The 17,104-nt window shown below is 71.1% G+C and carries 16 protein-coding genes; 4 read left to right on the forward strand and 12 right to left on the reverse strand.

Going from position 1 to position 17,104, the window contains the following annotated elements:
* Positions 1-160 precede the first annotated feature (160 nt).
* From EHO50_RS11010 to EHO50_RS11035, 6 genes are all read right to left on the reverse strand, one after another.
* A complete protein-coding gene (locus EHO50_RS11010; protein WP_246101108.1) occupies positions 161-301 on the reverse strand; it encodes a hypothetical protein in 141 nt (46 codons plus the stop codon).
* A 30-nt stretch (positions 302-331) separates the two neighbouring features.
* On the reverse strand, positions 332-1,909 hold the full coding sequence (locus EHO50_RS11015; RefSeq protein ID WP_128429703.1) for a phytoene desaturase family protein: 1,578 nt from the start codon (positions 1,907-1,909) through the stop codon (positions 332-334).
* An 80-nt stretch (positions 1,910-1,989) separates the two neighbouring features.
* A complete protein-coding gene (locus tag EHO50_RS46005; RefSeq protein ID WP_128429704.1) occupies positions 1,990-4,230 on the reverse strand; it encodes a serine/threonine-protein kinase in 2,241 nt (746 codons plus the stop codon).
* 63 nt (positions 4,231-4,293) lie between these two features.
* On the reverse strand, positions 4,294-5,091 hold the full coding sequence (locus tag EHO50_RS11025; protein WP_181449624.1) for an oxygenase MpaB family protein: 798 nt from the start codon (positions 5,089-5,091) through the stop codon (positions 4,294-4,296).
* A gap of 69 nt (positions 5,092-5,160) precedes the next feature.
* A complete protein-coding gene (locus tag EHO50_RS11030; RefSeq protein WP_128429706.1) occupies positions 5,161-6,372 on the reverse strand; it encodes an acyl-CoA dehydrogenase family protein in 1,212 nt (403 codons plus the stop codon).
* Positions 6,373-6,499: 127 nt separating this feature from the next.
* Positions 6,500-6,883 (reverse strand): four-helix bundle copper-binding protein, encoded by a 384-nt coding sequence (locus EHO50_RS11035; protein WP_128429707.1) that lies wholly within the window; start codon positions 6,881-6,883, stop codon positions 6,500-6,502.
* A gap of 183 nt (positions 6,884-7,066) precedes the next feature.
* Between EHO50_RS11035 and EHO50_RS11040 the strand changes: the two genes are divergently transcribed.
* The 3 genes from EHO50_RS11040 to qcrB all read left to right on the forward strand — a co-directional run bounded on the left by EHO50_RS11040 (position 7,067) and on the right by qcrB (position 9,439).
* Positions 7,067-7,429, forward strand: a complete 363-nt coding sequence (locus EHO50_RS11040; RefSeq protein WP_128429708.1) for a DUF6479 family protein — start codon at positions 7,067-7,069, stop codon at positions 7,427-7,429.
* Positions 7,430-7,538: 109 nt separating this feature from the next.
* Positions 7,539-7,889, forward strand: coding sequence for a DUF8129 domain-containing protein (locus EHO50_RS11045; protein ID WP_128429709.1), 351 nt, complete (start codon positions 7,539-7,541; stop codon positions 7,887-7,889).
* A gap of 41 nt (positions 7,890-7,930) precedes the next feature.
* Positions 7,931-9,439 (forward strand): cytochrome bc1 complex cytochrome b subunit, encoded by a 1,509-nt coding sequence (gene qcrB, locus EHO50_RS11050; protein ID WP_128429710.1) that lies wholly within the window; start codon positions 7,931-7,933, stop codon positions 9,437-9,439.
* Here qcrB and ctaF read toward each other — a convergent pair.
* The 3 genes from ctaF to EHO50_RS11065 all read right to left on the reverse strand — a co-directional run bounded on the left by ctaF (position 9,388) and on the right by EHO50_RS11065 (position 11,911).
* Positions 9,388-9,825 (reverse strand): aa3-type cytochrome oxidase subunit IV, encoded by a 438-nt coding sequence (gene ctaF / locus EHO50_RS11055; RefSeq protein WP_128429711.1) that lies wholly within the window; start codon positions 9,823-9,825, stop codon positions 9,388-9,390. The two genes, qcrB and ctaF, sit on opposite strands and share 52 nt — an antisense overlap.
* Complete coding sequence (ctaD, locus tag EHO50_RS11060; protein ID WP_128429712.1) at positions 9,822-11,492, reverse strand: aa3-type cytochrome oxidase subunit I; 1,671 nt, start codon at positions 11,490-11,492, stop codon at positions 9,822-9,824. Before ctaD ends, ctaF begins: the two co-directional genes overlap by 4 nt.
* A gap of 65 nt (positions 11,493-11,557) precedes the next feature.
* Positions 11,558-11,911, reverse strand: coding sequence for a hypothetical protein (locus tag EHO50_RS11065; RefSeq protein WP_128429713.1), 354 nt, complete (start codon positions 11,909-11,911; stop codon positions 11,558-11,560).
* Between the two features lie 123 nt (positions 11,912-12,034).
* On the opposite strand from EHO50_RS11065, the gene ppk2 reads away from it, so the two are divergent.
* Complete coding sequence (gene ppk2 / locus EHO50_RS11070; protein ID WP_128429714.1) at positions 12,035-12,838, forward strand: polyphosphate kinase 2; 804 nt, start codon at positions 12,035-12,037, stop codon at positions 12,836-12,838.
* Between the two features lie 27 nt (positions 12,839-12,865).
* Here the strand turns inward: ppk2 and EHO50_RS11075 are convergent, their stop codons facing one another.
* From EHO50_RS11075 to EHO50_RS11085, 3 genes are all read right to left on the reverse strand, one after another.
* Positions 12,866-13,747: a universal stress protein gene (locus EHO50_RS11075; RefSeq protein WP_128429715.1), complete on the reverse strand. Its 882-nt coding sequence runs from the start codon at positions 13,745-13,747 to the stop codon at positions 12,866-12,868.
* Positions 13,748-13,842: 95 nt separating this feature from the next.
* The gene (locus tag EHO50_RS11080; RefSeq protein WP_128429716.1) at positions 13,843-16,248 is read right to left on the reverse strand and encodes a glycoside hydrolase family 65 protein; all 2,406 of its coding nucleotides are present in this window, start codon (positions 16,246-16,248) and stop codon (positions 13,843-13,845) included.
* The gene (locus tag EHO50_RS11085) at positions 16,245-17,018 is read right to left on the reverse strand and encodes an HAD family hydrolase (protein WP_128429717.1); all 774 of its coding nucleotides are present in this window, start codon (positions 17,016-17,018) and stop codon (positions 16,245-16,247) included. The genes EHO50_RS11080 and EHO50_RS11085 overlap by 4 nt, the downstream gene beginning before the upstream one ends.
* Between the last annotated feature and the right edge of the window lie 86 nt (positions 17,019-17,104).

Genomic DNA, 17,104 nt, shown 5'->3' on the forward strand with positions numbered 1-17,104 from the left:
TCCCCTTGCTGATCACGGGTTCGATCATCACACTGCGGGAGCCGACAGGTCAGCGGGAGGGGCGAACTCGGTCTGCTGGGGCGTGTATCGGAAGTGGATCATGGTGGTGAGTGATGGCCGGCCCTGGTCCGGAGCTAAGATCACTGGCCCGACGCCGACCTCAGGGCTGCACCGACGTGCGCGAGTGGCAGGCGCGCTGTCCGGCCGTGATGACGATCGACATCGGCTTCTGGCCCTGCTCGACGGCCAGGTGCAGCTTGGTGGTCAGGCCGCCGCGCGAGCGTCCAAGGCTCTGGCGCACGCGACTACGCGCCCGAGTCCGGTTCGGACTTCAGCCGTTGGCGGCCTCCAGCACCGCCATCGCCGCATTGTGCCCCGGCACGCCGCTCACCCCGCCCCCACGCACCGCGCCCGCCCCGCACAGCAGCACGTTCGCGTGCCGCGTCTCCACGCCCCAGCGTCCGGTGCCTTCCTGGGCGTACGGCCAGGCCAGGTCGCGGTGGAAGATGTTGCCGCCTGGCAGGCGCAGGTCGCGTTCCAGGTCCAGTGGGGTCTTGGCCTCGATGCAGGGGCGTCCGTCCGCATCCGTGGCCAGACAGTCGGCGAGCGGCTCGGCGAGGTGGGCGTCCAGTTGGGCGAGGGTCGACTTCAGCAGTTCCTCGCGTACGGCTTCGTTGTCGCGCTCGAAGAGCCGGGCCGGCGTGTGCAGGCCGAAGAGGGTGAGGGTCTGGTAGCCCTGTTCTACGAGGTCGGGTCCGAGGATCGTGGGGTCGGTCAGTGAGTGGCAGTAGATCTCGGACGGCGGCGCGGCGGGGAGTTCGCCGGCGGCGGCCTGGGCGTGGGCGGTGGCCAGTTGGCCGTAGCTCTCGGCGATGTGGAAGGTGCCGGCGAAAGCCTCGCGGGGGTCGACGGAGCTGTCGCGCAGCCGGGGCAGGCGCTTGAGCAGCATGTTCACCTTGAGCTGTGCGCCCTCGGCGGGGGCCGGGGGTGTGTCGCCGGTGAGCGCGGCCAGTTCCTGTGGGGCGGCGTTCACCAGGACGTGCCGGGCGGTGGCGACGCCCTCACCGTCCGCCGTCCGATATGTGATCTCCGCCGTACGGCCGTCCGTGTCGATCCGTACCGCCTCGTGCCCGGTGACGACGACCGCGCCCGCCGCGCGAGCCGCCGTGGCCAGGGCGTCGGTGAGGGCGCCCATGCCGCCGACGGGGACGTCCCAGGCGCCGGTTCCGCCGCCGATCACGTGGTAGAGGAAGCAGCGGTTCTGCTTCAGGGAGGTGTCATGGGCGTCGGCGAAGGTGCCGATCAGGGCGTCCGTCAGGACCACGCCCCGCACCAGGTCGTCCGTGAAGCGGTGCTCGATCGCGACACCGATCGGTTCCTCGAAGAGGATCCGCCAGGCCTCCTCGTCGTCGACGCGTCGGCGCAGCTCCTCGCGGCTCGGCAGGGGTTCGGTGAGCGTCGGGAACACCCGCTTGGCGACCTCGCCGGTGAGGCCGTAGAACCGCTGCCATGCCGCGTACTCGCGCTCGCCGCCGGTCAGCCGGGCGAACGCCTCCCTGGTGCGCCGCTCGCCGCCCCCGACCAGCAGTCCGGTCGGCTGCCCGTCCCGTTCCACGGGCGTGTACGAGGAGACGTTGCGCGTGCGGACGCGGAAGTCCAGGCCGAGGTCCCGGACGATCTTCTTCGGCAGCAGGCTGACCAGGTACGAGTAGCGCGACAGCCGTGCGTCGACGCCGGCGAACGGCCGGGTGGACACGGCGGCGCCCCCGGTGGTGTCCAGTCGCTCCAGCACCAGCACGGACCGTCCGGCCCGGGCCAGGTAGGCGGCGGCGATCAGGCCGTTGTGGCCTCCGCCGACGATGACTGCGTCGTACGTACGGTGTCCCGGGTGTCCCTCGTGTGCAGGCATGGTTCTTCGTAACACGTGATGATCTAGGTCGGCCATAGGTCGGCCTCGCAGGAGTCACCGGCCAGGGGACGCCGCCGAGCTCACGGGCCGCCGGATCCGCGCTGCTGCCGCAGCACCGCCACCCTCCGGTACAGCTCGACCGCCTCCGCGCCGCGCCCGAGCTGCTGAAGGCAGTGGGCCTCGTCGTTGCGGCTGGCGAGGGTGTCGGGGTGGTCGGCGCCGAGGACGCGTTCGCGGGCGGTGGCCACCGTGCGGTACTCGGTGAGCGCGTCGGGCCAGCGGCCCAGCCAGCCGAGGCTCACGGCGACCTCGCGTCGGCTGACCAAGGTGTCCGGGTGGTCGGAGCCCAGCACCCGCTCGCGGATCGCGCACACGTCGCGGGATTCGGCGAGGGCCTCCTCCCAGCGGCCGAGTCGGCCGAGGTTGACGCCGAGGCCGTGGCGGGCCCGGAGGGTCTCGGGGTGGGCGGGGCCGTGGACTCGGGTGCGGTCGTCGATCAACTCGCGGTAGAGCTGGAGTGCCTCCGCGCTGCGGCCGAGGCGGCCGAGGCTGATGCCGACCTCGTAGCGGGCGGCGAGGGTGTCGGGGTGGTCCGGGCCGAGGGCCTGCCCGCGCGCCTCGGCGACCTCGCGATAGGTCTGCAGGGCCTCCGTCCAGCGGCCCAACTGGCCCAGCGCGTAAGCGACTTCGTAGCGGGTGACCAGGGTGTCGGGGTGATGCGGGCCGAGGATGCGGGCACGGGCCGCGGCGACCTCGTCGGCCATGCGGTACGAATCCTCCAGGCGCCCCAGCCTGCTGAGGTTGAAGGCGAGGTTGTGGCGGCAGCGCAGGGTGTCGGGGTGCTCGGCGCCCATGGTGCTCTCCCGTGCCGTCAGCACGGATGTGTAGACCTGGTGCGCGTCGAAGTGGCGGCCCAACTGGCCGAGCACGTACGCCATTTCCTGCCGGGCGGCCAGCGTGTCGGGGTGGTCCGGGCCGAGGGCGAGGCTGCGGGCGCGGGCGACGTGCTTGTACTCGCGCAGGGCGTCGGCCGCGCGGCCGGTGCGGCTGAGGGTGAAGGCGACCTCGAAGCGGCTGGCGAGCGTGTCGGGGTGGTCGGGCCCGAGGAGGTGCTCGCGCTCGGCGGCGACGGCCCGGTGCACCTCGCCCGCCTCGGTCCAGCGGCCGAGCCGGCCCAGGCTGAGCCCGGCGTTGTGGCGTCCGGCCAGCGCGGTGAGCGTCGCCGCGGAAGGGGCGGCGGGCTCGGACGGTACGGCGGTCTCCTCGATGCGGCCGGTGGTCGTGCGCGGAACCCACTCGCCGGTGAGGCCGGCCCCGGCGTCGGGAGGTGTGGTGCGCAGTCCGGCGCCGGTGGCCTTGTGGCCGGTGGTCATGCCTCGGGTCCAGGACGGCAGGCGGGGTTCGCGGGCCGCGGGCGCCGGGGGCCTGAGGTCCGGCTGCGGGGTCACCACCGTCGGCACGTACGTCGGTGTCGTACGGCCAAGGCCGATCCGACGCCCCAACTCTCGGCCGTCGTGCGGGCGTTCCTCGGGGCGTTTGGCGAGCAGGTCCAGGATGACCTTCTCGAAGTACTCGGGCAGCTCGGCGCGGTGGCTGCGTGGCGGCCGGGGCGGGGTGTCGCGGTGGCCGACGAGGATGGCCCAGGGGTCGTCGAGGTCGAACGGCGGTACCCCGGTGGCGATTTCGTACAGCACGCACCCCAGCGAGTACAGGTCGCTGCGCTGGTCCACCTCGCCCCCGCTGATCTGTTCCGGCGACATGTAGTGCGGGGTGCCCATCGCGATGCCGGTGCCGGTCAGCCGGGAGGTGAAGCCGATGTCGTGGCCGAGACGCGCTATGCCGAAGTCGCAGATCTTCACCGTGCCATCGGCGAGCCGCATGATGTTGGCGGGCTTCAGGTCGCGGTGCACGATGCCCTGTCGGTGGGTGTAGGCGAGGGCGGCGGCGACCTGGTCGGCGATCTCGACGACGTCCGGGACGGGCAGCGGGTGGTGCTTGTTGTCCTCCAGGAGCTGGCTGAGGTTGCGGCCCTGAAGCAACTCCATGACCAGGAACAGGATGCCGTCGGACTCGCCGAAGTCATGGACGACGGTCACCCCGCGGTGCTGAAGCGCCGCGGCCACCCGGGCCTCACGCCGAAACCGCTCCCGCAGTACACGGGTGAACGACTGGTCGTGGTGCGGTCCGAGCGGCTTGAGGCACTTCACCGCGACATGACGGCCCAGCGACTCGTCGCGCGCACGCCACACCTCGCCCATACCGCCGCGCCCGATCAGATCGAGCAGCCGGTACCGGCCCTGGATCAGCCTGCTGTCCCCCATCTCCCGCGATCGCCCCCCGTCACGGTCCGCCCCACCCTCCCCCGGCTCGTCCAGTATGGCGAGCTATCGTCCGAGTTTGTACGGTGCCGGGCGCGTGTCGGGACCGAGCCGTGCCATGGCGCGCAGGATGTGTTTCGGCGGGAGTTGCCAGCGCAGACGTGCGGGAATGCAGCGCAGCAGGGTGCCCGTGGCACGCAACTGACGGGTGACGGCGGCGGGTTTCGGGGCCGGTCTGCCGTACAGCTCGTGGGCGTACGGCGGCAGGGCGGCGTACGCCAACTGCGCCACGCGCCGCCACAGCACCTCGCGCGCCGGGACGAGAAGGGGATGCGTCGGCGGGCGGAGCAGGAAGTCGTCCACGGCGCGTGCCTCGGGTCCGCACGCGAGGTCGGGCCGCATCTTCTCGAAGTACGCCGCCATCTCCTGCTGGTTCGCCGGTACGGCCGCGGGTTCGAGGCCCACCAGGCGGGCGCTGACCCGCTGTTCGGCGAGGTAGCGGTCGGCCTGCGCGTCGGTGAGGTGGAACCCGGAGCGCCGGGCGACCTGCAGATACGAGTCGATCTCGGCGCAGTGCACCCACAACAGCAGTTCGGGTTCGTCGACGCCGTACCGCTCCCCCGTGCCGGGGTCGGTCGCGCTCAGCATGCTGTGGATCTTCCGCACCCGGGCGCCGGCCTTCTCGGCGGCCTCGGTGGTGCCGTAGGTGATGGTGCCGACGAAGTTCGCGGTGCGCAGCAGGCGGCCCCAGGCATCGCGCCGGAAGTCCGAGTTCTGCATGACGCCGCGCACGGCACGCGGGTGCAGGGCCTGGAGGTAGAGCGCGCGGACTCCGGCGACCCACATGACGGGGTCGCCGTGCATCTGCCAGGTCACGGAGCTCGGGCCGAACAGACCGGGGTCACCGGTGCGTATGGCGTCCACTCCCGCAGGCTAACGCCGCACCCTCGGCATCCCCAGACCGATCCACGAGATGATCTCCCGCTGGATCTCGTTGTTGCCGCCGCCGAAGGTGAAGATGACGGCCGAGCGGTAGCCGCGCTCCAGCTCACCGTGGAGTACCGCCCCCGCCGAGCCCTCCTTCAGCGCCCCTGGTGCGGCGACGATCTCCATCAGCCAGGCGTACGCGTCACGGCGCGCCTCGGAGCCGTAGACCTTCACGGCGGAGGCGTCCTGCGGGGTGAGTGTGCCCTCCTGGACGGCGCTGACCATCTGCCAGTTGAGGAGCTTGAGGGCGTCGAGCTTGGTGTGGGTCTGGGCGAGGCGGCGGCGTACCCAGGGGAGGTCGATCACCCGGCGGCCGTCGGCGAGCTTGGTCTCCATCGCCCAGCGCTGGACGTCGTGCAGGGCGCGGATGGCCATGGTGCCGTGGGCGGCGAGGGTGACGCGCTCGTGGTTGAGCTGGTTGGTGATCAGGCGCCAGCCCTGGTTCTCCTCGCCGACGCGACGGGAGACGGGGACGCGGATGTTCTCGTAGTAGCTGGCCGTGGTGTCGTGCGAGGCGAGGGTGTTGATGAGGGTGCAGGAGTAGCCGGGCTCGGTGGTCGGGACGAGGAGCATGGTGATGCCCTTGTGCGGCGGGGCGGCCGGGTCGGTGCGGACGGCCAGCCAGACCCAGTCGGCCGTGTCGCCGTTGGTCGTCCAGATCTTCTGGCCGTTGACGATGTACTCGTCGCCCTCCCGTACCGCGCGCGTCCTGAGCGAGGCCAGGTCCGTGCCCGCGTCGGGCTCGCTGTAGCCGATCGCGAAGTCGATCTCGCCGGAGAGGATCTTCGGCAGGAAGTACGCCTTCTGCTCGTCCGTGCCGTACCGCATGATCGTCGGGCCGACGGTGTTCAGGGCCATCAGGGGCAGCGGTACGCCCGCCTGGGCCGCCTCGTCGAAGAAGATGAACTGTTCCATCGCGGTCAGGCCGCGCCCGCCGTACTGCTTGGGCCAGCCCACGCCGAGCCAGCCGTCCGTGCCGAGCCGCCGGATGATCTTGCGGTAGCGGCGCTTCTGGGCCGCCGGGTCGGCGGCGGGGGCACCTCCCCCGCCTATCGGGCCGGGCGGGAGGCTGTGCGCGAGATCCGGCACCAACTCGGCGAAGTAGTCGCGCAGTTCGCTGCGCAGCCGCTGCTGCTCGGGCGTGTATTCGAGATGCACGGCGCCTCCAGGCTCCCCAAGGCCGGTCCTGACGGCGCACACCGTAGAACGTGTTCCAGAAATTGGGAATGGCGAGGAGCGGCCTGATCCGGTGCGGGGGCGGCGGCGCGGACCGGGCGTGTTCCGCTCAGTCGAGCGTGGCCATGAAGTCCGTGCAGGCCTGGGCGCACTCCCGGCACGCCTTCGCGGTGTCCTCCGCGCCCGGGTACCGGTCGAAGAGGTGCGCGCACTCCAGGCACACCGTGCGGGTCCACTCCAGCTGGACGCGCAGGGCGGCCTCGGCGCCCTCGTCCGCGTGGCACTCCTCGGAGAGCACACGGCATGTCGCGTCGCACACCTCGGCGCACAGGATGCCCTTGCGGCGCAGAAGCTCCTGATCCTCAGTCCCGTCCGGATCCACCAGGCTCGCGCGCAGGGCGCAGGCTCGAGCGCACTCGGTGCAGGCCTGCGCGGCGGCGAAACGGTCCTCCAGGAACTGGACGAGCTGCTGCTGGGACGTTGTCTGTGTCACACCGGTCGGGTAGCCGGAGCGAGTGAGCCCAAACCCTGTGCCGGCAAGGGTTCCGGCCGGTTCCGCGGGCGGCGCGATCGGACGAGCACACCCCTGAGCGCGTCCCTGAGGACGCCGCTGAGCAATCCGCTGAGCACGCCGGTGATCGGGTTCACGCGGGGTGCCGGGGGTACTCGCGGCCGCATGGACATCGCAAGGACGGACATCGCCGCGGAAGGTGCGCTCGGCATCGGACTGGTGGTCGCCGGTCTGGTCGTCGTGGCGCTGCTCATCGGCGCCTTCGTGCTGGGCGCCCGCATCAGGCGCCGGGAACCGCCGCCGCCACGCCCCGAGGATCAGCCCAGGCTGCCCGAGGAGGGCCCGGTGCACGAGGTCCGGGAGCACCGGGAGCCCGACGAGGTGCCCAGAAGCGAGCACCGGCTGACCCCGCACGAACTGCCCGCCCACGGCAACGTTCCCTCCCGCACCAGTACCTCGAAGGCACGGCGCCGCTGGAGCGAGGGCAGCAGCGGGTCGTTCGGCGGCGGGGGCCCGGGCCGAACCTGACGCCCGTCGCCGGATCGGGCCGCGAGTCGACGCCGTCCTGCGTCGTCCGGCCCTGGTCCGAGGTCGTCGCACGCCGCCGTACGCCGTCGTACACAGGGAAGTGAGAACCATGGCCGACCACGCACGCGACACCCTGCCGCTGCCCGACTACGATCACCTGCCGATCGGCGGACTGAAGAGCCGTGTGCGGTCGCTGACCGCCGAGGAGGTGGAGGAGTTGGTGGCCTACGAACGGTCGCACGCCGACCGCCTGCCGGTGACCGAGCTGCTGGCCGCCCGGCTGGAGCAACTCCAGGCCGGCGCCGAGCCGACATCTGGCGATCCGGGCGCCCTGCGTCCGGAGCAGAGCGCGCGCCACGCCGGCTCCCCGGTGTCCCCCGCCACCTCCGCCCAGCCCTTCGGCCCGCCGCCGCACGGTACGCCCGACCAGCGGGGCAAACCAAAGAGTGATCGTGCGTGACTGTCCGTTTCCGGGTGCGGTGCCGGGGGCACTGGTGATCCGTGCTGTGGAGGAGGAGCAGGGCCCGTGCCGACGCGCGGGCCCGTCATGCCGCTCAGCGCACCGCTGACTACGTCGACGCACGACTGCCGCTCTCCGAGGGCGGCGGTCTGCTGCGCAAGGCCTTTCCCGACCACTGGTCCTTCCTGCTGGGTGAGATCGCCCTCTACAGCTTCGTCGTCCTGCTGCTGACCGGCGTCTGGCTGACGCTGTTCTTCCACCCGTCGATGACGGAGGTCGTCTACCACGGCTCGTTCGTGCCGCTCGACGGGACGCGCATGTCGTCCGCGTACGAGTCGACGCTGGACATCAGCTTCGACGTGCGCGGCGGTCTGCTGCTCCGTCAGCTGCACCACTGGGCGGCCCTGGTGTTCCTCTCCGCGATCGGGCTGCATCTGCTGCGAATCTTCTTCACCGGCGCGTTCCGTCGGCCCCGCGAGGTCAACTGGCTGATCGGCGTCACGCTGTTCATGCTGGCCTTGGCCGAGGGCTTCGCCGGCTACTCGCTGCCGGACGACCTGTTGTCGGGGACGGGCCTGCGGATCGCCCAGGGCATCATGCTGTCGATCCCGGTGGTGGGGACGTATGTGAGCATGTTCGCGTTCGGCGGCGAGTTCCCGGGAGAGGAACTCATCCCGCGGCTCTACGCGCTGCACATCCTGCTGCTCCCCGGACTGCTGCTCGCGCTCATCACCGTGCACCTGATCCTGGTCTTCTACCTCAAGCACACGCACTGGTCGGGCCGTGGCCGCACCAACCGCAACGCGGTCGGCAAGCCCATGTTCCCGCAGTTCACGGCGGCTTCGGGCGGCCTGTCCCTGATGGTCTTCGGGCTGCTGACGCTGCTCTCGGGCATCGCGCAGATCAACCCGATCTGGGCGTACGGCCCCTATCGCGCGGACATCGTGTCGACGGGATCGCAGCCGGACTGGTACGTCGGCTTCCTGGAGGGCTCGCTGCGGCTGGTGCCACCCTGGGAGACGGTGGTGGCCGGGCACACGGTGATGTGGAACGTGCTGTTGCCCGCCGTGGTGCTGCCGGGCGTCCTGTTCGCCGTGCTGTACGCGTACCCGTTCGTCGAGCGATGGGCGACCGGTGACCGCGAGGAGCACCATCTGTGCGACCGGCCCCGCGACAAGCCCGTGCGCACGGGCCTGGGTGTCGCGGCGCTCAGCTGCTACGCCGTCCTGCTGGCGGCCGGCGGCAACGACATCATCGCGCACGCCTTCGAGATCTCCGTGAACGCACTGACCTGGGTGTTCCGGATCGCCTTCGTGCTGCTGCCGCTGCTCGCGTTCATGGTCACCAAGCGTGTCTGTGTGGCGCTGCAGGAGGCGGACCAGGAGCGGCTGACGAAGGGTGAGGAGACCGGCGAGGTGCGGCAGACCATCGCGGGCGGTTACGAGGAGAGCCACGAGCCGCTCGACGAGGAGCAGCGGTATGTGCTGCGCAGCTATGGCTACCGCGTCGAGGAAGAGCGGGCATCGTCGGCGGACGAGCTGGAGCGCTGAGCGCCCCGGCCCACGTACTGGAACACCATGCCGAACACCCCGTGCCCGAGCACGCCGAGGCCCAGCAGGAACAGCCATAGGCCGTAGACGACGCCGAGCGCCGCCAGGATGGAGCCCAGGGCGGTCGTGATGGGCCAGGGGCTGTGCGGCGCGAAGAAGTGGAGCGGGCCGGCGGTGTCGGCGACTTCGGCGTCCGGGCGGTCCTGTGCCCTCAGGCCCCGTCTGCGGTACTGCATGTGCAGGAAGAACGCGACGAGGGCGGCCATCAGGAAGGCGATGGTCAGGACGGCGGTGCCGGCGGGTTCCCTGGAACGCCAGCCGTAGCCGACCGCGGTGACGAGGAAGAACCCCGCCACGCCGATGAACAGACGGGCTTCGGTCTTCACTGCTGCTGCCTTTGGTCGAGGCGGGCGATGGCGGGATGGTGCAGGTCGAACGCCGGGGACTCGGTGCGGATCCGGGGCAGCGCCGTGAAGTTGTGCCGCGGGGGCGGGCAGGACGTGGCCCATTCGAGGGAGCGGCCGTATCCCCAGGGGTCGTTGCGGGCCACCGGCGTTCCATAGTGGGCGGTGCGCCAGACGTTGTAGAGGAACGGCAGCGTGGACAGGCCGAGCAGGAACGCGCCGATGGAGCTGATCGTGTTGAGCAGCGTGAAGCCGTCCGCGGTCAGGTAGTCGGCGTAGCGGCGCGGCATGCCCTGTTCGCCGAGCCAGTGCTGGACCAGGAACGTGGTCTGGAAGCCGACGAAGAGGGTCCAGAAGTGGATCCTGCCGAGGCGTTCGTCGAGCATCTTGCCGGTGAACTTCGGCCACCAGAAGTAGAAGCCGCCGAACATCGCGAAGACCACCGTGCCGAACAGCACGTAGTGCAGATGGGCGACGATGAAGTACGAGTCGGTGAGGTGGAAGTCCAGGGGCGGGGAGGCGATGATGACGCCGCTCATGCCGCCCAGCAGGAACGTCACCAGGAAGCCGCAGGCCCACAGCATGGGTGTCTCGAAGGACAGGGAGCCGCCGCGCATCGTGCCGATCCAGTTGAAGAACTTCACTCCGGTCGGTACCGCGATGAGGAAGGACATCAGGGAGAAGAACGGCAGCAGAACGGCCCCGGTGGCGAACATGTGGTGGGCCCACACCACCGCGGACAACATGGTGATGGCGATGGTGGCGCCGATGAGGCCGACGTAGCCGAAGAGCGGCTTGCGGCTGAACACCGGGATGATCTCGGAGATGATCCCGAAGAACGGCAGCGCGACGATGTACACCTCGGGGTGGCCGAAGAACCAGAACAGGTGCTGCCACAGCAGCGCGCCGCCGTTCGCCGCGTCGTAGATGTGCGCCCCGAACTTGCGGTCCGCCTCCAGGGCGAACAGGGCGGCTGTGAGGACGGGGAACGCGGGCAGGACGAGGATCGAGGTGAACAGCACGTTCCAGGTGAACAGCGGCATCCGGAACATGGTCATGCCGGGGGCGCGCAGGCACAGGATCGTGGTGATGAAGTTGACCGCGCCGAGCGTGGTGGACACACCGGTCACGACCAGGCCCATGGTCCACAGGTCACCGCCCGAGCCGGGGCTGCGCACCGCGCTGTTGAGGGGCGCGTAGGCGAACCAGCCGAAGCTGGCCGCTCCCCCGGGTACGACGAAGCCCGCGACGACCATCAGGCCGCCGAACAGGTACAGCCAGTACGACAGGGCGTTCAGCCGCGGGAACGCCACGTCCGGGGAGCCGATCTGCAGCGGCATGATCGCGTTGGCGAACCCGGCGAACAGCGGGGTCGCGAAGAGCAGCATCATGACCGTGCCGTGCACGGTGAACAGCTGGTTGTACTGGTCGTTGCTGAACAACTGGAGCCCGGGGCGGGCGAGTTCGGCCCGCATCAGCAGCGCGAGGACGCCGCCGAGGAGGAAGAAGCCGAAGGCGGTCGTCATGTAGAGGTTGCCGATCACCTTGTGGTCGGTCGTCGTCGCCCACCGCAGCAACGCCCGGCCGAGTCTCCCGCGCGGCCGGGGCGGCATCGCGCGCACCGGCTCGGTCCTGCTGTCCACCGCCATGGGCCGCTGGGTACCCGGGCGGCGGTGCGGTCAGTCCTGTGTGGCGGGGCATTCACCCGTGCGCCTCAGTCGTTGTCGCCGCTCCCTTCGGCGAACCTCCGTGCCAGGTCGCGATGGTGCTGCACCGCCCCGTCGACCTGGGCGCCGGTGACGGTGGATCCCGGCATGGTGCCCAGGCGTGCCACCTGCTCGGCGAGGCGCAGGTGCTGGGCGCGGGCGTGCTCACGGCAGGCCAGGCAGGTGACGCTCTCCGGCCGCGACGACGTCATCGCGTACGGCACCCGCACCCCACAGCCGGTCCCGACCGTCTCCGGCAGATCGCCGACCAGCCCGAACGTGCCCGCCAGTAGATTGCGCACGCGGGCGTCGTACCGGGTCACGCTCTGCTCGACATGGATATGCGGATCGACACCGTCCATGAGCCCATCCTGCCCGTCGCCCGCCCGCCTACACGAAGGCCGCAGGTCCGCGTCCGGGGTGCGCGGCCCGTCGTCGGTCAGTACGGTGCTGTTCTGATGTTCGGGCAGGCGGCGGGAGGCGGCATGGCCGGCAACAAGGCGGAGAAGCTGCCGCGCAAGACGTACGAGAAGGAACTGCTGCGCCTGCAGATGGAGTTGGTGAAACTGCAGGAGTGGGTGCGTACGGAGGGCGCCCGACTGATCGTCGTCTTCGAGGGGCGGGACGCGGCGGGCAAGGGCGGCACCATCAAGCGGGTCACGGAGCATCTCAACCCACGGGTGGCGAGGATCGCGGCCCTGCCCAAGCCGACCGAGCGCGAGCGCACGCAGTGGTACTTCCAGCGGTACATCGAGCATCTGCCGGCCGCCGGGGAGATCGTGCTGTTCGACCGCAGCTGGTACAACCGGGCCGGTGTCGAGCACGTCATGGGTTTCTGCAGCAAGGAGGAGTACCAGCGCTTCCTGCACCAGTGCCCCCTCTTCGAGCGGATGCTGGTGGAGGACGGGATCCTGCTGCGCAAGTACTGGTTCTCGGTGAGCGACGAGGAGCAGCAGGAGCGTTTCCGGCGCCGGCTGGAAGATCCGCTGCGGCGCTGGAAGCTGTCCCCGATGGACATGGAGTCGATCACCCGCTGGGAGGACTACTCCCGGGCCAAGGACGAGATGATGGTGCACACCGACATCACCGAGGCGCCCTGGTACGTCGTCGAGAGCGACGACAAGCGCCGGGCCCGGCTGAACATGATCGCCCACCTGCTGGGCTCCCTGCCGTACCAGGACGTGTCCCCGCCGGTCCCCGACCTGCCCAAGCGACCGGAGTCGACCGGCTACCGACGGCCGCCGCGCGATCTGCAGAACTACGTCCCGGACCACGCGGCAAACCTCTGAGCCCGCACCGCCAGGCCGCTCCCCCCGTCACCCCGCACCGGACCGCACGACGGCGACCGGGCAGTGCGCGTGCTGGAGCACGGCCTGGCTGACCGAGCCCAGGAGCAGCCCGGCGAACCCGCCCCGTCCGCGTGCCCCGACCACGACGAGCCCGGCCTCGGCACTGGCCTCGATGAGCGTGTGGCGGATCCGGCCGCGCACCAGCCTGCGGTCCACCGCCACGTCGGGGTACGTCTCACGCAGCCCGCCCAGCGCCTCGGCGAGCACGCGCTCCTCCTCGTCGCGCAGTCGCTCCTCGTCGTACGTCACGAAGGGCGGGTCGGCGGGAGCCTCGTAGGCGCGCTCGGTGCGGGTGCTCCAGGCGTGCAGCGCCACCAGGTCCGTGCCGTGCAGGGATGCCAGGGCGAAGGCGAACTCGACGGCTCCCCGGGCCGCGGGCGAGCCGTCGACGGCGAGGAGGACGGGCCCCTCGGGGTTCGGCCTGCCACGCACCACCAGCACCGGGCAGCCGGCGTGGGCGGCCAGATGACCTGCGGTGGAGCCGAGCAGCAGGGCGCCGAACCGGCTGTGGCCCCGGCTGCCGACCACGACCAGGGACGCGGTGCGCGACTCGATCTCCAGCACCGTCACCGGTTCGCCGACGACGACTTCGCGCAAGATCTCGACGCCCGGCGCCGCCTCGTGAGCGCGCCGCTCGGCCTTGCTGAGCGTGCCGTCGATCAGCTCGCGCAGACCGGCGCCGCTCGGCTCCCAGGGGCGCCCGCCGTGCGGTATGTGCGCGGCCGGCCAGCCGAAGGCATGCACCAGCCGCAGCCCCACGCCGCGCAGCCCGGCCTCGCGGGCCGCGACCTCCACGGCCGCCATGCTCGACGGCGAACCGTCCACCCCTACGACAACCGGGCCGTTCATCGCGCTCCCCTTTCCGTGCAGGAACCGCGGGTGTTCGCGCAGGATCCGCTGTCACCCAGCCTCCCTCCGTCGGCCGCGTCCCGCACAGGGCCGGGTCAGTCCGGAAGGACGAGCCGTCCCGTCTCCCCCGGCTGCAGGGACACCTCGCGGCCCGGCAGCCGTACGTGGATCGGTGAGACGTCGTGGGACGGGACGGCGATCTCCAGCAGTCCGCGTTCCAGGTGCAGGCGTACGCCCCAGTTGCCCTGGTAGCGCAGGGCGAAGCCGTACGAGGACAGCTCGGGCAGCGGCACGGGGTCGAACCACAGGGCGCCGCCCCGGGTCTCCAGGCCGGTCAGCCCGCGCTGGACGAGGTCGAGGGTGCCGGCCATCGCGCCGAGGTGGATGCCCTCGCCGGTGGTGCCGCCCTGGACGTCGGCGATGTCGCCCTGGAGGGCCTCCTGGCAGAATTTCCACGCCTCGCTGCGCCGGCACCGGGCCAGCACCCAGCCGTGGACCAGGCCGCTGAGGGTGGAGCCGTGGCTGGTGCGGTGCATGTAGTAGTCGACGGTGCGCCGCCAGGTGTCCTCGTCCAGCGGCACCCCCAACCGGTGGAACAGGCCCTGCAGTTCGGCCGGTGCGTAGAGGTAGCCGAGCATCAGGACGTCGGCCTGTTTGGAGGCCTTGTAGCGGTTGACGGTGTCGCCCTCCGCCTCCAGGATCCGGTCCAGCCGCCGGATGTCGCCGTACTTGCCGCGGTAGCCGTTCCAGTCGAGCTCGGCGAGGTCGCCGTAGCCCGCGAACTGGCTGATGACGTCGTCGTGGAAGGGGACGTGGAGGGTGCGTGAGACGTCCTCCCACCGGTCGAGCTCGCCGGCGTCCAGGCCGGTGCGTTCGAGGAGTTCGCGACGGCGGGGCTCGGGCAGCATGTCCAGCAGTTCCATGGTGCGGGTGAGCACCCAGGCGGCGGTGACGTTCGTGTACGCGTTGTCGTCGAGGCCGGGCCGATCGGCCCCCGGGTAGGACTCGTGGTACTCGTCGGGGCCGACGACGCCCTTGATCCGGTGGCGGCCCAGGCTGTCGTCGTAGACCGCCTTGGCCGCCCAGAAGCGGGCGATCTGCAACAGCATCTCGGCGCCCTTGGTGTGCAGGAACTCCATGTCGCCGCTCGCCTCGCAGTACTGCCACACGTTGTACGCGATCGCCGAGCCGACATGGTGCTGGAGCCGCGAGTGGTCGGGCAGCCAGCGTCCCGAGCGCGGGTTGAGATGCAGCTGCTGGGTCTCCTCACGCCCGTCGCTGCCGCTCTGCCAGGGGTACATCGCACCCCGGTGCCCGGCTCCCTGGGCGCTGGTGCAGGCCTGTTCGAGGCGCCGGTGGCGGTAGCGGAGCAGGGCGCGGGAGACCTCGGGGAAGTGCAGGTTGAGGAAGGGCAGGACGAACAGCTCGTCCCAGAAGACATGGCCGCGGTAGGCCTCGCCGTGCAGTCCCCGTGCGGGCACGCCGACGTCGAGGTCGGCGGTGTGCGGGGAGAGGGTCTGCAGGACGTGGAAGAGGTGCAGTCGCAGGATGCGTCCCGACTCGCCGGGGACGTCGAGTTCGGCCCGGCGCCACAGCTGGTTCCAGGCGGTGCGGTGCGACTGGGCCAGGGAGTCGAAGCCGGGGGCGCGTGCCACCCGGTCGACGGCGGCGTGCAGCGGGTCGCTGATGGCGGGGTCGTGGGAGGTGTGCAGGGCGACTGTCTTGTCGACGGTGACGGTGTGGCCGGGGACCATGTCGAGCGTCAACCGGTGGATGGCGTACGGCCGTTCGTGACGGATCGTGACGGGCGCATCGGCGTCGGAGGCCAGCCGGGCCGCGATGCCGATCCGGATGTCGGAGGTGCGGGTACGGCAGCGCAGCCAGACCGTGTCCGGGGCGGCGGTGCCGGTATGGATGTGGGTCAGGTGACGGCCGTCGAGGTCCCGGTAGCGCGGCACACCGGAGTTGGTGACCGAGCCGTCCAGGGCAGCTTCCACCTCGAGGGGGCCGGAGAATCCCTCGGCCGTGAACTCGGTGCGCAGCGCGGCCAGATGGGGGTCGGCCATATGCACCAGCCGCTGCTGACGCACGGTCAACACCCGCTCCCCGCCCAGGCCGTACCGCGTCCGGCGCTCCAACATCCCGGTGGACAGGTGCAGCAGTTGGCGGTGGTCGAGCACGGTCGCGGTGTCGGGGACGATCCAGTGCCCGTCGGGGAGCCGGAAGCGCAGGGGCAGCCAGTTGGGGACGTTGACCATGTCCTCGTTGCCCACACGGCGGCCCGCAACACGGGAGGTGAGCCGGTTGTAGATGCCGGCCACATACGTCCCCGGATAGTGGATCTCGTCGGCGGCGCACTCGGGAAGCGCGCCTCGGGTGGCGAAGTAGCCGTTGCCGAGCGTGCACAGCGACTCCCGTAGGCGTTCGTCGGCAGGCTTGTAGCCCTCGTACTCCCAGCTCCAGCCCGCTGCCTCGGCCTGAGAGCTCCGGTCGTCCGTCACCACGGCGCTCCTCCCGCGCAGAGTTCTCCGAGGTCGTGTACGACGATGTCGGCGCCGTGCCGCAGCAGCCGTGCCCGGGTGTCCGCGCCGGCGGCCCGGTCCACGCCGACCACCAAGGCGAATCCACCGCGCCGGCCCGCTTCCACCCCGGCGAGGGCGTCCTCGACGACGGCGGCCCGGTCGGCGGGGGCGCCGAGCCGGCGGACCGCCTCCAGGAAGAGGTCGGGCGCCGGCTTGCCCGCGAGGCCCAGCCGGGCCGCCTCGTCACCGTCCACGAGGGCGTCGAACAGGTCGAGCACCTCTGCCCGGCTCAGCAACTCGCCGGCGTGCCGGGACGCGGAGGCCGCGGCCCGGGGCACTCCCGCCGCACGCAGCGCCTTCACCAGCCGTACGGTCCCCGGGAAGGCCTCCACGCCGTGCTCGCGCAGCCGCTCCGTGAAGAGACGCTCCTTGTCCGCGGCGACCGCCCGCACCGTCTTCGCCGATGCCTCGATGCCGCGTGCGGTCAGGAAGGCCTCGGCTCCGTCGAGGCGGGACTTGCCGTCGACGTGCCGCAGATAGTCGTCCTGCTCGTCGAAGGGGCGCCGCCGGTCGGAGTCCTCGGGCGGGTGGGCGCGCAGGAAGCCGTCGAAGGCCGCCTTCCAGGCGGCGGCGTGCACCTTGGCCGAGTCGGTGATCACTCCGTCGGTGTCGAAGACGACGGCGCGTACGTCCCGCAGGACCGGGGCGAGCATGTCGCGGGAGCTGTCCGGGGTGGAGGGCCGATGCATCGGTCACACCTGTCCCGGCAGGTCGCTGATCGAGCAGAGGGCGCGGCAGCGCCACGCGGGTACGGCATCCAGGGGATGCCCGCGTG

The sequence above is a fragment of the Streptomyces cyaneus genome (genome assembly GCF_004028635.1).
Classification (GTDB): domain Bacteria; phylum Actinomycetota; class Actinomycetes; order Streptomycetales; family Streptomycetaceae; genus Streptomyces; species Streptomyces cyaneus.

What these genes read in the sequence shown, in the direction of transcription:
- EHO50_RS11015 (WP_128429703.1), bottom strand. Translation starts at nt 1,909, where the DNA reads ATGCCTGCACACGAGGGACACCCGGGACACCGTACGTACGACGCAGTC.
- EHO50_RS46005 (WP_128429704.1), bottom strand. Translation starts at nt 4,230, where the DNA reads ATGGGGGACAGCAGGCTGATCCAGGGCCGGTACCGGCTGCTCGATCTG.
- EHO50_RS11025 (WP_181449624.1), bottom strand. Translation starts at nt 5,091, where the DNA reads ATGCACGGCGACCCCGTCATGTGGGTCGCCGGAGTCCGCGCGCTCTAC.
- EHO50_RS11040 (WP_128429708.1), top strand. Translation starts at nt 7,067, where the DNA reads ATGGACATCGCAAGGACGGACATCGCCGCGGAAGGTGCGCTCGGCATC.
- EHO50_RS11045 (WP_128429709.1), top strand. Translation starts at nt 7,539, where the DNA reads ATGGCCGACCACGCACGCGACACCCTGCCGCTGCCCGACTACGATCAC.
- ctaD (WP_128429712.1), bottom strand. Translation starts at nt 11,492, where the DNA reads ATGGCGGTGGACAGCAGGACCGAGCCGGTGCGCGCGATGCCGCCCCGG.
- EHO50_RS11065 (WP_128429713.1), bottom strand. Translation starts at nt 11,911, where the DNA reads ATGGACGGTGTCGATCCGCATATCCATGTCGAGCAGAGCGTGACCCGG.
- ppk2 (WP_128429714.1), top strand. Translation starts at nt 12,035, where the DNA reads ATGGCCGGCAACAAGGCGGAGAAGCTGCCGCGCAAGACGTACGAGAAG.
- EHO50_RS11075 (WP_128429715.1), bottom strand. Translation starts at nt 13,747, where the DNA reads ATGAACGGCCCGGTTGTCGTAGGGGTGGACGGTTCGCCGTCGAGCATG.
- EHO50_RS11085 (WP_128429717.1), bottom strand. Translation starts at nt 17,018, where the DNA reads ATGCATCGGCCCTCCACCCCGGACAGCTCCCGCGACATGCTCGCCCCG.